Genomic DNA, 12,155 nt, shown 5'->3' on the forward strand with positions numbered 1-12,155 from the left:
AATCATGAATATGCAAATGCTCACCGAGCTGGCCGAGAAAGGCGAAATACGTGAGCTGGAGTTGCTGTCCCTGGAGGGCGGTTTCTATATCGCTCGCATCAGGCTGGAGCACGTCGAGGCGACGTTACTGGACGATCACGGCAAGCCGATGCGCATTGGGTCCACCACGCATTTACGCGACCTGTTGCAGCGGGTTCCGCCGTTTCCTTGCGTACTGGTGCAACACTGCGTTCACGATGAAATGTGCGGCACGCGTGAAGGGCCTATCGGTGCGTTGCGCGTTCCGTTTTCGCTGGCGGCGACACTCTAAATGCTGGCTCCCCTCCCCCGTGGTATGGGCGGCCTGGGAAGGCAAGCCGTTTACACCGTACGGGTGACCTACGCGGCTCGGTCCACGCGGTCCTGAACAGCCTCGACCAGCAGCAGGCCCAGTTCAATCATTTGCTCAATGGCCAGGGCCAGGTAGCGCTGTTGAGAGGGCAGGCTTTCGACGAACTCGTGGGTCATGGCACCTGCACCGGCGATGGTTTCGTAGGCGTTGGCGAGCAGCGCTTGAGTGTCGATTTCGGGACGGACGCTGAACAGTTTTACGGCAGGGTTGCATGAATCAGTACACATCTGTTGATCCTCGTTAGGGACCGCATACCAGAGCTACTAAACAATGGGTGGCGGCTGTACGCAGGTTAGTAGACCGGCGAATCAACGAAACCGGCGCGCCCGAAGACGCCCTGCGTGCAGCCACCATAAGAGCAGCTGTACGCCGTTGATCGTATCGGGCTACTAAACCCGACCGCTGATGGGCAGCGGCTGACGAACCTTAAAGAGGTCGCCCAAGGCGCACAACTCGGACGAGTCTGATCGTTATGTAGGCAATGCCGCAAGGTTAAAACCCATGCTCAAAGCGTGAAGAAATTGAAGCTTTTGGCAACAAATAGCCGTTGAAGACCGTTTGAATTCAATCTACCACCCACATCATTCTCGATAGCCCCACCCCACCAAAAATGCATACGCAGGTTTAATCATGACTCAGCCATTGACCGCTTTCGATCTTGTTGACCTGCTCGACAGCGAGGAAGCCATCCACGAATACCTTTCTCAGGTTATTGCAGAGGGTGATAAATCAGAGCGCCTAAGGGCTGCCGGTTTTGCGGCCAAAGCCCGTGAGAAAATTCGGGCAGAACTGGCGATGGGTGAGTCCAGTCGAGAACCTCAGCCGTTCGACTCCGTGGCATTTAAGCAAAAAATGCCAAGTACTGGAGAGTGAGCCTTTTAAACCTCAACACCGCCCCTCTGCACCACCCACGCCAACGGCAACGTCACCCACAACATCCCCGCCAACACCATCACCGCCACCGGCACGCCCAGCGCATCCCCCACTGCGCCAAACACCACCGGCGCCAGCGCGCCACCCCCAATCGTACCGGTGTAGAACAGCGCAAACGCGTGCTCGCGCTGACCCGCGCCGGCAAGGTCGGGCACGGCGCCGTACAGCACCGAGGAGGTGCCATTCAGTACCAACCCCAGCAGCGGCAACATCACCATCAACCCGCTCAGCGGCAGATACACCGCCGCGACAATCAGCAGCGCGGTGCTGGCTTCGGTGATCCACACGGTCGTCATCATGCCGATGCGTGCGCCGAGGTAGCCGCAGAGCAGTTTGCCGAAGGCGCCGCCGATGAACAGCAGGGTCAGGGCCAGGCCGATGCCGGCGGTACCGGCGCCTTTGGCTTGCAGCAGAAACGGCAGGAAGGTGAGGAAACCCATGCGCACAGCGCTGTCGAGGGTGCCCATGAGGATCAGCGCGCGCAGGCCGGTGGCAGAGCCGTTGCCGCTGAGGGGCTTGGCTTTTTTCGTGACCGTGGACGCGGATACCTGGGTGGGGATAAGCCACCACAGCAGTCCCGCGGCCGCCAGGCCGAGCAGCCCCAGAGCGGTGGCGCTGGCCTGCCAACTGACCACGGTGAGCAGTAAGCCGACCAGGCCGGGGATCAGGGTTTTGCCGATATCGCCAGAGAAGTTGTACTGCGACAGGGCCTGCTTGACCCCGCCGCCCTCTTCATAGGCATCGGTGATCATCGAGGAAGCCAATGGATGTTGAGTACTGGCGCCGAGCCCACCGAGGAGCAGCGCGAGCAACAAGAGCGTCAACCCGGTGGCTTGGCCCACCAGCAAATAAGCGACGCCCGCGAGCGCGGTACCGCCGATCAGCATCGGTAACCGCCCCCAACGTTTGGCGGCGCGGCTGGCCATGAGTTGACACACGGCCATCGCCCCGGAGTAGGCACCGCGTAACAGGCCGACCTGAGCATAGGACAAGGCAAATTGCGCCTGCCAGATCGGCAACAGGACGTAGATGACATCGGTCAGGCCATCATGCACGGCGTGGGCGCTGCAACCGGCGATCAACGCACGGCGGCGGCGGGACGTTTCGCAAGCAGGCAAAGCGACAGTGTCGTTCATGGTGTAAGAATCAGCTCAGGTTTAAGGGGCTTCCAGCCGGTCAAGGCGATCAACAAGGTCAGCAATTGGAAAGCGATGATCAGCACCACGCAGCCGCCCCAGCCCCAGCGATCCCAGATCAGCGCCGGGACGATGGCGCCGCAACTGCCGCCCAGGTAATAACAGGTGAGATACACCCCGACAGCGCCCGTCTTGTTATCGCGCGCGGTGGCGGTGATAAACGCATTGGCGGCAGCCTGGGCCAAGAACACGCCGGTGGAACTGAGCGCCAGGCCCACTACGATGCACCACAGGGACGGCAGCAGGGTCAGGGCCGAGCCACTGACACCCAGCATGGCAGCGACACTGAGCAGTTCGGCGTGAGGGCGAGCTTTGCTGAGGCGCCCGGCGATGGGGATCACGAACAGGGCCAGCAGAAAGACCATGTAAAGCGTCCCCAACGCCGCCGGCCCAAGGTTGAATGGCGGCAGGCCCAAGTACAAACCTGCGTAGGTAAACGCCGCGACTTGCGAAAACAACACGCAGAAACCTACGGCATAAGCGGCCAGCAACGGCCGGCGAAACCCACCTGACGAAGAGCCTTTAGCCTGCTCGGTGCGTGGGCGGTTGTTGGCCGGCAACAAAAACTGGATAAAACCGCCGACCATCAAGCTCAGCACCGCGAGCAACTCAAAGGCTTCGCGCCAGCCTACATATTCGGTCATCACGCCGGTGACGAAGCGCCCGGCGAACCCACCCAATACGGTGCCTGCAACATACAAGCTGGTGACTTCAGTCACCGTGCCGCCCTGCCAGCGATCGCCGATGTAGGCCACGCTGGTGGCGAACACCACCGGAATCAACATGCCTTCGATCAAGCGCCACACCAGCACTTCGGCGAAGCTGTCTGCATAGGCCGTCATCAACGCCGGCACCGCCAACAGCAGCGCAGCCACGGCGATCACCGTGCGCTGTTCGAAGCGCCCGGTCAGACGGCTGACAAACGGCGCCGTGACGGCCACCGCCAGGGTGGTGACGGTAATGCTCCAGCCCGCGACCTTGGCGCTGATATGAAAGTACTCGGCAAACGTCTGGAGAATGCTCTGGGTCGCATAGAGGTTGAGAAACGCCGCGCAGCCACACAGGAACAGGGCAAGGCGGGCACAATGCAGGCGCGGTTTCATGAAAGCTCTCGTTTTATTTTGTGACGCTTTTATAGAATGAGCGGCATGATCGTGACCAATACCGTTTTCCGACCGATCAATACCCAAGGACCAGGATGCTCGACCTACGCAAGCTGCGTTACTTTCTGACGGTCGCCGAAGAATTGCACTTCGGCCGCGCCGCCCTGCGCCTGCACCTCGCCCAGCCGCCGTTGACCCGGCAGATTTCAGCGCTGGAGGCAGAGTTGGGCTTCAAGCTGTTCGATCGCACCAGCCGCACGGTGACGCTCACCGCCCAGGGCCGCTCGTTCCTGCCCTACGCCCGTGGCGTGTTGGAACAGGTTGAGTTGGCACAAGTGATCGCCACTAAATTGGCTGCGGGCACGGCCGGGCAACTGGCGTTGGGCTATGTGAGTTCAATCGCCCTGTCGGATCTGTTCAGCCAAGCGATCCAGGCCTTTGCCCAGCGCTTTCCCGATGTGCAACTGACCCTGGTGGAATGCGCCTCCGGCAGCCTTGGTGCGCAAGTGGCCGACGGGCGGCTGGATATCGGCTTGAGCCGGCTGTTGCCGCAAAACGACGCGGTGCAAGCGCTGTCGTTGGGCGAGGAACGCTTGGTGGCAGCGGTGTCGAGTGACAGCCCGCTGGCCAGCCAGGCCGAAATCAGCCTGGCGCGGCTCAGCGCATTTCCGTTGATTCTGTTCCCGGCCGATTACGGCTCGGGGCTGAACCAGTCCATCGAGCAGTTGTACCGCCACCACGGCGTGCCCCTGTACGCGGGGCCGACCGGGCGGCAGATCACCTCGATCATTGCGCTGGTGGCAGCCGGGCAAGGAGTGGCGCTGGTGCCGGCCTGTACGCAAAGTTTGATGAACAAGGGGGTGACGTATCGGCCGCTGGTGGAGGTGGATGCCCGTGCAAAGCTATTGGTGCTGACGCGCAAGGAGGAGTCGAACCTGTCGGTCCAGGCCTTTATGGCGGTGATCGATGAGGTAGCTGCAACGCCAGCAAAGTCTGAATGCACCCACAAATGAGCACCGTAATACTGTCAACCCGTTAGCCGTGAGAGTGAGATACCCGCAATGCTTGAGCCTGAACAATCCACCCCCAAACCTGTACTGCGCCAAGTGGTCGGTTGGGTGCTGGTTCTGCCCTTCCTGGTCTCATGGGTGAGGCTGCCATTTCCCTTTGGCCTGTTCCTGGCGCTGGGAGTGATTGCAGCGTCGGCCTATGGCGTAAGGTTTGCCTGGCACCACGCCAGTCGACGCGTGACGATGTTCGCGCTGATAGTCACTCTGCTCAATGCCGTTTCATGGATCATGCTGAGCACCGCCTCAGTACTCATGGCGCTCTACATGCTCGCGCGACTCTACTGGTGGCCGTATTTCGCCAACTGGCTTTACTGGAATTTTTAGTCTCAAGGCGAATTTGACCGCAAGAAGCGCAGTTTCCAGGCAAGCCGATGGCGCTACAGTAGCGCTGAACCTTTTAACGCCGCCTGTCGAGGAGCCCACTCATGCGCTACGAATACACACTCATGCCCTCCCCCGTCGGCGAGCTCACCCTGGTGGCGCGCAATGGCAAGCTCAGCGCCATCCTGTGGGAATGCGAGCGCGCCAACCGCGTACGCCTGGGTGAATTGCATGAGGCCAATCACAACCCGGTGTTGCTGGAAACCAAGCGCCAATTGCACGAATACTTCGCCGGCAGCCGTCACCGGTTCGAGCTGGAACTGGACTTCACCGGCACCGATTTTCAGAAATCGGTGTGGCAGGCATTGCTGACGATCCCTTTTGGCGAAACCCGCAGCTACAGCCAGATCGCCCAGCAGATTGGCAACCCGAAAGCCGTGCGTGCCGTGGGAGCCGCCAATGGTCGCAACCCGATCTCGATCATTGCTCCGTGCCATCGGGTGATCGGCGCGTCAGGCGGGCTGACCGGATTCGCTGGCGGGCTGGAGGCCAAGCAATACTTGCTCGCGCTGGAAGGCGGCGGCCAGGCCGAACTGGTGTTCTGAAACGCGCCGCGGCAAAAACGTCCCCTTTGTTCAGGAGACCAGTTGTAAAAAGAAATTTCAGCACTGCGCTGCGGTCCATCACTTCATCACCTCCCCTTAAGGAAACCGGTCATGAAATTCTCCGCAGTCTCACAATCCCTGTCCCGCTGGGCTGGCAGTGCCCGGACGTTCTACGCGGCCGTCGCGCTGATTTTCCTGTGGAGCCTGAGCGGGCCGTATTTCCACTACAACGACACCTGGCAACTGATCATCAATACCTCGACCACCATCATCACCTTCCTGATGGTGTTCCTGATCCAAAACACGCAAAACCGCGATAACGACATCCTGCACATCAAGATCGATGAACTGCTGCGCGTGTCCAAGGACGCGCAAAATGCCGTGTTGAGCCTGGACGGCCTGGACCGCAAAGAACTGGAAAAGCTACGCCAGGAATACCGCAGCATTGGCAAAACCGGCAGCGTCAGCCTGAACAGCAGCTGCGGTCACGCTGCCGACGATGCGGCCCCCACCAAGACCGATTTGAACCAGGCATGAAAAACGGCGGTTGGATCAGCTCCAACCGCCGTTTTTCCTAAGCAGTAAAGGCCTCAACCATCGCCTTGATGACCTTTGCCGTAGGTGGATGCCAGGGCACGAGCCTTTTGCAGGCGCTCTTCCAGCTTGGGCAGCGTTTCATCCACCAGCGCTTTTATTTCCGGGACATCGGACGCGGCGCCTTCGCGCTTGAACAGGGCGATGGCCTCTTCGTTTTCCTTGACCTGTTGTGCGGTGTAGGCGGCGTCGAAGGAGTCACCCTCCTTGAGTTCGGGCATCAGGGTTTCAGCTTTGTCGACGATCTTCTCCCGTGGGGCCACCGGCAAGTCGAGCTTCTTGGCAATCGCCGCCAAATGTTGGTTGGCCAGGGTGCGCTCGTTGATCACCTCGATGGTGTAGTCCTTGATTTCCTGGGACGAGGTTTTGGCGTGGGCCATGCGACTGGTCTCGATATCGGCCATACCTTTGGCCGAAGCCTGCTCGATGAACTCAGCAGGCGACTGGGCGAAAGCATTGCTGGCGCCGAGGCCCAGCAGCATCGCGAAACTGGCGGTGCGTAACCGGATAGCCATGCGGCTCATGATAGGTTCCTCCAGGGCAAAAATAGGTGCGGGGGGAATACACCCCACCCTGGATTCGAATTTTCCGGGCGGTAAAGGTTTAGAAAAAACTTGCCGTTGCGACGAACGGTCGTCGCCACCTCAAGCCGGTTTGCTGCCAAACAGCCCCGGTAACGCATGGGCCAGGGCGTTTATAGCAAAGCCGATGAACATCACGCCGCACAGTCGGGTGATCAGGATTTCATGGCGTTGATACACCGTGCGCACCCGTTGGGCACCCACCACACCGATCAGAATGGCATAGGCCAGCAGGCCACCGACGAAGCTCAGGAAGATCAACGACGGCAGCATCGACCACGTCAGCAACTCGGCACGGCTGGAGAGCAGCGCAGTGAACGTCGCCACGGCCACCGGGTAAGCCTTGGGGTTGGTCAGGCCGAACACAATACCGTGCCAGAACGGATGGCGCGCCGCGCCCTGGGGGGCATCGCCGTTGCGACGCTGGGTCCGAATCGCGCGCCAGCCGAGCCAGAACAGGTACAGGCCGCTGAGCACGCCCAGCACATCGAACGCGCTGCTGCCGACTTCCCGCGCGCCGACAATCGCCACCAGCGCGGTGCTGCACCACAGCACATCGCCCAGCAGGTGCCCGCAGAGGAACCCCGCCCCGGCCCGGCGACCACGGGCGGCGCCGATGCCGAATACGGCCAGTACCCCCGGCCCCGGCGTAATCCCGTAGATAAAACCCGAAGCGAGCACAGCGAACAGCAAGGAAAGGGTCATGGGCGCGACTCTGACAGAGGATGTGAAGGTGGCTGGATTCTGCACGTTCCAGTACTAAGGGTAAAACTTCATGCCGACATAGGGTTTGTCGCGGCAGGCTTGCAGGCGCGAGGCCAGGTCGCCCACATGGGCTTCAAGCTTGTGGCCGTCGGGGTCGAGAAAATAGAACGAGGCGCCTTCGCTGCGGTTGTCGCGCCACGCCTGTACGTTGGCGGCGCACAGGCGCTCGACCAGTGCGGTGAAATTTGACGCTGCGACGGTAAACGCAGCGTGGGTGTAGTCGGCCGCCGGATTCGAGTCGCGTAAAGGATCGAGGGACAAACAGAGCCATAGGCCCGGCAATGACAAATAGGCGCCGCTGTCCCAGGTGGCCTCCAGCTTCAGTTGCAACAGCCCATGGTAGAAGCTGACGCTGCGAGGCAGATCGGTGACGGCCAGGGTCAGGTGGTTGAGGCCGGTGAGCATGTTGTTTCGTCCCTGTTAGCGGTGGTTTTCGGACAATACACCCTGCATTTGGTCTTTCAACCACTGCAACCCCGAATCCCCGCCCCGCCGCCCATGCCACACCAGCTCAAAGGCAAACGAGGGAATAGGAAACGGCGGCGGCACGGTCAGCAGGTGCTGATGGTCGATGTTGAGCAACCCCCGCGATGACACCGTCAGGATCAGGTCCGTGCCGCGAATCAACTGCGGTGCCACGCCCCAGTGCGGCAGGCTGATCGCCACATGCCGCCGCTCACGAATCGCCGTCAATGCGCGCTCGATTTCCGGCGTGCCGCTGCCGCGCATTTCCAGCAACACATGGGGCCGCGACAGGTAGGTAGGCAAGTCGAGGATGCCGCTGTCCGGCAGGCTGTCGCGGTCCACCAGGCAGGTGTAATGCTCTTCGAACAACGGCGAGCTGCGCAGTTCGGCGGGCATGTCGGGGAACACGCCAGCGGCCAGGTCGAGGTCGCCATTGAGCACGCCCTCCACCATGCCTTCGCGGCTGGCCTGGACAATCTGCAGGTCGATACCCGGCGCTTCGTGACGCAAGGTTCGCACCAGCCCCGGTAGGAAAATCGCCGCGCTGTAGTCCGACATCGCCACGCGAAACCGACGCTTGGCCGAGGCCGGGTCAAACTGATTCGGTGCCAGCAGTGCCTGCACCTGGGCCAGGGCCTCGGCCAACGGAGTCGCCAATTCCAGCGCGCGGGCAGTCGGCACCAACGTGCCCCCCTGGCGCACCAGCAAGGGATCACCGAGCACATCACGCAAGCGCGCCAACGCATGGCTGACCGCCGGCTGGCTCAGGTGCAGGCGCGCCGCCGCACGGGTGACGTGCTGCTCGGCAAGCAAGGCGTCGAGGATCACCAACAGGTTGAGGTCGATGCGCCGTAGATCATTCATCAGCTGCATGCCTGGCATAAGGAATTGGAATTTAAATTTGCGTGACGAATAGCCTAGAGTCCAGCAAAACCTCTGGGAGATTCGACATGACGACGTTGCATTGGGCTGGTTTGTTGCTATTGGCGGTGATTGCCGGGGCGGTGGTGCCGTTTCAAAGTGCGATCAATGCCAACCTCGGTCGCGGTCTCGGCCACCCACTGTGGGCGACGCTGGCGTCGTTGCTGGTGAGCATTATCGTGCTGCTGCCGGTGATCGTCGCACTGCGCCTGCCGTTGCCGAACCTGGCGTTTATCAGCAAGGCACCGCTGTGGATGTGGGCCGGTGGCGCATTGGGTGTGTGCTTTATCTCGCTGGCACTGATACTGCTGCCCAAACTGGGTGCGTCGGGGTTTATTGCCCTGGCCATGGCCGGGCAGATTCTAGCGTCGCTGCTGCTGGATCACTTTGGCCTGTTTGGCCTGGTAGAACGGCAACTGACCACGCCCCGGGTGCTGGGAGCGCTCTTGTTGATAGGCGGCGTGGCGTTGATTCAGTTCAGTGCCACACCCGCCCGCGCACTGGCGACGGCAGGCTGATCCGCACGGGTGCACAGGGCTCAGGGTGTGTCGCGAGCCAGTCGATTGATCTCGGCCTGTTCCACCACCGCTTGCGGCGCGCCGTTACGCACCGCCGCCAGCATCGCCCGCCCCACGGTCTCGGTGCTGACCACCCAGCCCGGCTTGATCCCACGCACCACCGACAGCAACGGCCCGAGCACCGTGTAGAACAACTGGTACAACGGCGTCTTCGAGCGCACGCCATGCAAGGGTTGGATCACCCCCGGCCGGAACAGGTACACCGCCTTGAACGGCAGGCGCAGCAAGGCGTTCTCGGTCTTGCCCTTGACCCGCGCCCACATCGACTTGCCCGCCTCGGAACTGTCGGTACCCGCGCCGGACACGTAGATAAAGGTCATCTGCGGATTAAGCCGAGCCAGGGTACTGGCGGCGACAAGGGTGAGGTCATAGGTGAGGTGGGTGTACTTGGTTTCATTCATGCCCGCCGACGAAACGCCGAGGCAGAAGAAGCAAGCATCAAAACCTTGCAACAGGTTTTCCAGGGGTTGGAAATCCAGCATGTCGCTGTGCAACACCTGATGCAGCTTGCCGTGCTCCTGGGCCAGCGGCGTGCGGCCGACGGCCACGACTTCCTGCACATCCGCGGCCAGCAGGCACTCACGGAGGACGCCCTGGCCGACCATGCCGGTGGCACCGAATAACAAGACTCTCATAAGGTTTACCTTCAATGGCCTGCCATCAACGGCACGCTAAAGACGAATACACTAACAGCTTGTAGCGTGCTGCCAGTAGCTTAGCGCCCAAATAGGAATCGTCCGTTCTTGAAACGCACCACCACCCCGCCCTTGCTTGCAGCGCGGCCCTCCTTGCCCCAGTCGGCATCAGCCGCAATTTGCACGCGGCATTGGCGCAAGGTTCAGGCGATGGGGCGATCATTGTGTTCAACACCCGCGCACCGTTGATTTTGCAGGGCGTTTCGAGTGGATTGCAGCACGATATGGCGGGTTGGGGAGAGGCGTATCGGGTAGAGACGTTGATGCTCAATCACTTCGTCGCGCCCACGGGGCGGCTGAAGACGATGAGTGGGGGCATGGCGAGCCTGCTGGTGACAGTTAAGAGATAGAACGAGCAAACAGTGACCTGTGGCGAGCGGGCTTGCCCTAATGCCGTTCAGTTAAGGCTTTTGTGTAGGAGCGAGCTTGCTCGCGAAGAACTCACAGACGCCGCGTTCATTCAGGAAACACGCGTTATCGTTGACGTTTTTCGCGAGCAAGCTCGCTCCTACAGAAGGCGATGTACGCTTAACTGAACGGCATTAGGGCAAGCCCGCCCATACATGGACGCCCCCAGTATGCCAAGCGCTCAATTCGTGAAAACACAGACGGGATAAGGTTGCAGCCATACATCCGGACTTTAAGTGAGGCTATGCCTCTGTCCCTGATGGAATTCGCTGATCGGGCTCTTATCACCACAACGCGCTCGAAGCGCTGTGAGCGGAGCAGAGTTACCCGATCCCGGTCCTACCTGTCTTGCCATCACGTCATGATCGCCTGAGCAACCTTGGAAATACTCCCTCTAACGCACCACTTTTTGATTCCACCGAGCCGGCTACGCCCCTGTTACATCAGGGGTGTAGTCGGCTCGGAACTTGCTGCCATGGGCCAATAGTGCCCAGGCTATCCGGACAGTTTTATTAGCCTGAGCAACAACTGCAACGTTGGTGTGCCGACGAGCCAATAACCCCTTCAGCCAATCCGCCGAAGGATCTGTTTTACTCTCCACCACTCGAACCACCGACCGAGCGCCGTGAACCAGCAAAGTGCGTAAATAACCATCGCCCCGTTTACTGATCCCCAACAACGTGGGCTTTCCTCCGCTGGAATGTTGTCGTGGCACCAACCCCAGCCATGCTGCCATTTGCCGACCATTAGTGAAATTCTTCGCATCACCCACTGACGCCACTAGCGCGGTTGCAGTGAGCGGGCCGACTCCTGGTATTTCTGCCAGGCGGCAACTGTCTTCATTGCTGCGATGCCATTGTTGAATCTCCCGTTCCAACTCGACGACCTGTCGATCCAGCTCTTTGAAATGCTCACTCAAACGCTGCATCAGTTGGCGCAAAGATCGAGGAAGAGCGTTGTCACGATCTTCCAAAATGCCCGGCAAACGCTCGGTAATATGCCGAATGCCCTGCGGCAAGACCACGCCAAACTCTCCAAGAAGTCCACGAATCGAATTAGCTTGTGCCGTTCTGGCCTTTACGAATCCCTGCCGTGCGCGATGCACGGCCAGAATAGCTTGTTGCTCTACCGTCTTGATCGGCACAAAGCGCATGTTGGGCCGAGTAACGGCTTCACAGATTGCTTCTGCGTCAGCTACATCGCTTTTGTTCGACTTCACATAGGGCTTCACAAATTTCGGTGCCATTAACTTGACCGTATGACCAAGTGCCTGCAGTTTTCTTGCCCAGTAGTGGGCTCCGCCACATGCCTCCATGCCCACCAGGCACGGCTCTAACGTGGCAAAAAACGGTACAACTTGTTCACGTTTAAGCTGCTTCCTTAGCGCCGTTTTTCCTTGTTCGTCGATCGCGTGAAGTTGAAACAGGGCTTTTGCCAAGTCAACCGAAACAGTCGTAAGCTTCATGAGGACGCTCCCTTCCGTTAAGTGTGGGTAACACTTTAACTTTGGCACATAGATGCCGTTAGGA

Annotated in this window: 16 protein-coding genes; 7 read left to right on the forward strand and 9 right to left on the reverse strand. The window is 60.1% G+C overall.

The genetic code is table 11. From position 1 onward, the window contains the following. The first annotated feature begins 4 nt into the window (after window positions 1–4). The gene (locus QU606_RS08960; RefSeq protein WP_024073962.1) at window positions 5–310 is read left to right on the forward strand and encodes a DUF6482 family protein; all 306 of its coding nucleotides are present in this window, start codon (window positions 5–7) and stop codon (window positions 308–310) included. A 68-nt stretch (window positions 311–378) separates the two neighbouring features. Here the strand turns inward: QU606_RS08960 and QU606_RS08965 are convergent, their stop codons facing one another. Further along, window positions 379–618 carry a DUF6124 family protein gene (locus QU606_RS08965; RefSeq protein WP_024073961.1) on the reverse strand — a complete coding sequence of 80 codons (240 nt, stop codon included), beginning with the start codon at window positions 616–618 and terminating at the stop codon, window positions 379–381. Between the two features lie 403 nt (window positions 619–1,021). Here QU606_RS08965 and QU606_RS08970 point away from each other — a divergent pair, with 403 nt between their 5' ends. Next, window positions 1,022–1,264: a hypothetical protein gene (locus QU606_RS08970; protein WP_024073960.1), complete on the forward strand. Its 243-nt coding sequence runs from the start codon at window positions 1,022–1,024 to the stop codon at window positions 1,262–1,264. A gap of 5 nt (window positions 1,265–1,269) precedes the next feature. Here QU606_RS08970 and QU606_RS08975 read toward each other — a convergent pair whose 3' ends face one another. Then, entirely contained in the window at window positions 1,270–2,460 is a 1,191-nt protein-coding gene (locus tag QU606_RS08975) for an MFS transporter (RefSeq protein ID WP_304998316.1), read from the reverse strand. Beyond that, entirely contained in the window at window positions 2,457–3,623 is a 1,167-nt protein-coding gene (locus tag QU606_RS08980; RefSeq protein ID WP_370531093.1) for an MFS transporter, read from the reverse strand. Before QU606_RS08980 ends, QU606_RS08975 begins: the two co-directional genes overlap by 4 nt. 95 nt (window positions 3,624–3,718) lie before the next feature. On the opposite strand from QU606_RS08980, the gene QU606_RS08985 reads away from it, so the two are divergent. The 4 genes from QU606_RS08985 to QU606_RS09000 all read left to right on the forward strand — a co-directional run bounded on the left by QU606_RS08985 (window position 3,719) and on the right by QU606_RS09000 (window position 6,156). After that, window positions 3,719–4,636, forward strand: a complete 918-nt coding sequence (locus QU606_RS08985) for a LysR family transcriptional regulator (RefSeq protein ID WP_304998317.1) — start codon at window positions 3,719–3,721, stop codon at window positions 4,634–4,636. Window positions 4,637–4,684: 48 nt separating this feature from the next. Next, window positions 4,685–5,017, forward strand: a complete 333-nt coding sequence (locus tag QU606_RS08990) for a hypothetical protein (RefSeq protein WP_168232341.1) — start codon at window positions 4,685–4,687, stop codon at window positions 5,015–5,017. Between the two features lie 101 nt (window positions 5,018–5,118). Beyond that, window positions 5,119–5,619 (forward strand): methylated-DNA--[protein]-cysteine S-methyltransferase, encoded by a 501-nt coding sequence (locus QU606_RS08995; protein ID WP_069075482.1) that lies wholly within the window; start codon window positions 5,119–5,121, stop codon window positions 5,617–5,619. Window positions 5,620–5,730: 111 nt separating this feature from the next. Beyond that, the gene (locus QU606_RS09000; protein WP_024073954.1) at window positions 5,731–6,156 is read left to right on the forward strand and encodes a low affinity iron permease family protein; all 426 of its coding nucleotides are present in this window, start codon (window positions 5,731–5,733) and stop codon (window positions 6,154–6,156) included. A 53-nt stretch (window positions 6,157–6,209) separates the two neighbouring features. Here QU606_RS09000 and QU606_RS09005 read toward each other — a convergent pair whose 3' ends face one another. The 4 genes from QU606_RS09005 to QU606_RS09020 all read right to left on the reverse strand — a co-directional run bounded on the left by QU606_RS09005 (window position 6,210) and on the right by QU606_RS09020 (window position 8,906). Continuing rightward, a complete protein-coding gene (locus QU606_RS09005; protein WP_024073953.1) occupies window positions 6,210–6,737 on the reverse strand; it encodes a DUF4142 domain-containing protein in 528 nt (175 codons plus the stop codon). 120 nt (window positions 6,738–6,857) lie between these two features. Beyond that, on the reverse strand, window positions 6,858–7,499 hold the full coding sequence (locus QU606_RS09010) for a LysE family translocator (RefSeq protein WP_024073952.1): 642 nt from the start codon (window positions 7,497–7,499) through the stop codon (window positions 6,858–6,860). 54 nt (window positions 7,500–7,553) lie between these two features. Further along, complete coding sequence (gene fos / locus QU606_RS09015; protein WP_069075483.1) at window positions 7,554–7,964, reverse strand: fosfomycin resistance glutathione transferase; 411 nt, start codon at window positions 7,962–7,964, stop codon at window positions 7,554–7,556. Window positions 7,965–7,979: 15 nt separating this feature from the next. Further along, complete coding sequence (locus tag QU606_RS09020) at window positions 7,980–8,906, reverse strand: LysR family transcriptional regulator (RefSeq protein ID WP_168232400.1); 927 nt, start codon at window positions 8,904–8,906, stop codon at window positions 7,980–7,982. Between the two features lie 68 nt (window positions 8,907–8,974). Here QU606_RS09020 and QU606_RS09025 point away from each other — a divergent pair, with 68 nt between their 5' ends. Further along, window positions 8,975–9,463 carry a DMT family transporter gene (locus QU606_RS09025; protein WP_304998318.1) on the forward strand — a complete coding sequence of 163 codons (489 nt, stop codon included), beginning with the start codon at window positions 8,975–8,977 and terminating at the stop codon, window positions 9,461–9,463. Window positions 9,464–9,483: 20 nt separating this feature from the next. On the opposite strand, the gene QU606_RS09030 is transcribed toward QU606_RS09025, so the two are convergent. Further along, a complete protein-coding gene (locus QU606_RS09030) occupies window positions 9,484–10,158 on the reverse strand; it encodes an NAD(P)H-binding protein (protein ID WP_024073948.1) in 675 nt (224 codons plus the stop codon). 895 nt (window positions 10,159–11,053) lie between these two features. After that, window positions 11,054–12,091, reverse strand: a complete 1,038-nt coding sequence (locus QU606_RS09035; protein WP_168233670.1) for an IS110 family transposase — start codon at window positions 12,089–12,091, stop codon at window positions 11,054–11,056. Window positions 12,092–12,155 lie beyond the last annotated feature (64 nt).

The sequence above is a fragment of the Pseudomonas sp. OVF7 genome (assembly GCF_030644265.1).
In the GTDB taxonomy this organism is placed as follows: Bacteria; Pseudomonadota; Gammaproteobacteria; order Pseudomonadales; family Pseudomonadaceae; genus Aquipseudomonas; species Aquipseudomonas gorinensis.

Bases quoted from the DNA above. Each gene is read 5' to 3' on its own strand.
- QU606_RS08980 (WP_370531093.1), bottom strand. From the start codon at position 3,623: ATGAAACCGCGCCTGCATTGTGCCCGCCTTGCCCTGTTCCTGTGTGGC.
- QU606_RS09035 (WP_168233670.1), bottom strand. From the start codon at position 12,091: ATGAAGCTTACGACTGTTTCGGTTGACTTGGCAAAAGCCCTGTTTCAA.
- QU606_RS08990 (WP_168232341.1), top strand. From the start codon at position 4,685: ATGCTTGAGCCTGAACAATCCACCCCCAAACCTGTACTGCGCCAAGTG.
- QU606_RS08970 (WP_024073960.1), top strand. From the start codon at position 1,022: ATGACTCAGCCATTGACCGCTTTCGATCTTGTTGACCTGCTCGACAGC.
- fos (WP_069075483.1), bottom strand. From the start codon at position 7,964: ATGCTCACCGGCCTCAACCACCTGACCCTGGCCGTCACCGATCTGCCT.
- QU606_RS09025 (WP_304998318.1), top strand. From the start codon at position 8,975: ATGACGACGTTGCATTGGGCTGGTTTGTTGCTATTGGCGGTGATTGCC.
- QU606_RS08965 (WP_024073961.1), bottom strand. From the start codon at position 618: ATGTGTACTGATTCATGCAACCCTGCCGTAAAACTGTTCAGCGTCCGT.
- QU606_RS09010 (WP_024073952.1), bottom strand. From the start codon at position 7,499: ATGACCCTTTCCTTGCTGTTCGCTGTGCTCGCTTCGGGTTTTATCTAC.
- QU606_RS08960 (WP_024073962.1), top strand. From the start codon at position 5: ATGAATATGCAAATGCTCACCGAGCTGGCCGAGAAAGGCGAAATACGT.
- QU606_RS09020 (WP_168232400.1), bottom strand. From the start codon at position 8,906: ATGCCAGGCATGCAGCTGATGAATGATCTACGGCGCATCGACCTCAAC.
- QU606_RS08975 (WP_304998316.1), bottom strand. From the start codon at position 2,460: ATGAACGACACTGTCGCTTTGCCTGCTTGCGAAACGTCCCGCCGCCGC.
- QU606_RS08985 (WP_304998317.1), top strand. From the start codon at position 3,719: ATGCTCGACCTACGCAAGCTGCGTTACTTTCTGACGGTCGCCGAAGAA.
- QU606_RS09000 (WP_024073954.1), top strand. From the start codon at position 5,731: ATGAAATTCTCCGCAGTCTCACAATCCCTGTCCCGCTGGGCTGGCAGT.
- QU606_RS09005 (WP_024073953.1), bottom strand. From the start codon at position 6,737: ATGAGCCGCATGGCTATCCGGTTACGCACCGCCAGTTTCGCGATGCTG.
- QU606_RS09030 (WP_024073948.1), bottom strand. From the start codon at position 10,158: ATGAGAGTCTTGTTATTCGGTGCCACCGGCATGGTCGGCCAGGGCGTC.
- QU606_RS08995 (WP_069075482.1), top strand. From the start codon at position 5,119: ATGCGCTACGAATACACACTCATGCCCTCCCCCGTCGGCGAGCTCACC.